The sequence below is a fragment of the Streptomyces sp. NPDC058051 genome (genome assembly GCF_042885475.1).
Taxonomy (GTDB): domain Bacteria; phylum Actinomycetota; class Actinomycetes; order Streptomycetales; family Streptomycetaceae; genus Streptomyces.
Window position 1 is genome coordinate 1 of record NZ_JBHVRW010000098.1, and the last position, 1,012, is coordinate 1,012.

At 73.0% G+C, this 1,012-nt stretch carries 1 protein-coding gene and 1 pseudogene; both read right to left on the reverse strand.

The features are described 5' to 3' along the window. Positions 1–700 (reverse strand): MinD/ParA family protein (locus ACFVUT_RS37785; protein ID WP_389671198.1); only part of this gene is annotated, 700 nt, incomplete at its 3' end. A gap of 1 nt (position 701) precedes the next feature. Then, positions 702–1,012: pseudogene (locus ACFVUT_RS37790) on the reverse strand (hypothetical protein); the annotation flags it as partial.

Consider the following 1,012-nt stretch of genomic DNA (forward strand, 5'->3'; position numbering starts at 1 on the left):
GAGGCCGGCCCCCGGTGGTGAGGTACTGCGCGGTGTCCGTGTCCCAGGGCAGGGCACCGAGCACCGGCAGGCCCTTGAGCGCGTCGCTGACCTGGTGGGCCCGGTAGGTGCCGCTCTCGATGAGCAGCAGGCCCAGTGCGTCGGCGCCCGAGCCGTGTTCCTGCAGTTCGGTGCGCAGCGGGTCGATGACGTGCCGGGCCAGAGTGAGGGACTGCTCGGTGCTGCGGACCACGAGCAGGACCAGGTCGGCCTGGTGGAGCAGCGGAGCCGGAGTCAGGACGGGGTGGAGGTGCCCGGACTCCAGCGCGAGGCGCCCGGCGTCGATGAACACGTCGTGCCCGGCCTCGTCGGCCAGGACGTGCAGCACATCCGACAGGGCCGGCCATGTCCGGCCGAGTGCCGCGGCCTGGGCAGGATCGGTCAGGCCGGGCAGCAGCTTGCGGTGCCCAGGCTCGTCCAGGGGCCACAGGTGATTGGCGAACGCGTTCGCGAGGGCATCGGGGCCGGTCCGTTCGGCGGCGGCGAGATGGTAGAGGCCGAACCCCGCGGTGGCACGTCCGTCCAGGAGGCCGGCACGGATGGTGCCCCCGGCCGGGTCGCACTCTGCCAGCAGCGACGGGCGCTTAGAGGCCAGGGTCAGGGCGAGTGCGGACGCGGTCACCCCGCAGGACTTGGCGGAGACAAGAGCGGTCACGGGCATGTCAACTGCTCCGCGGTTCGCGGACCAGGGCGATACGCCCCGTCGAGGCCCGGGTCGCCAGCAGCGGCCCGTCCGTGGGGGAAACCGCGAGATTGACCACGATCGTGCCCGAGGCGTCCGGGCGGGACACGGAGACCACGACACCGTTGATCGACGACGGAGGCGCCTCGGCATCCTTGGCGTCGGGCTGGTCCCCTGCGGCCGGGGTGGTGACGGCCAGCACCTTGTCGCCGGGGGCCAGGGCACCGGCGGGGGCCTGGCCCCGCTTGACCTGCACACCCACCTGCTGTTTGTCGTCGCCCAGCCCGGTGC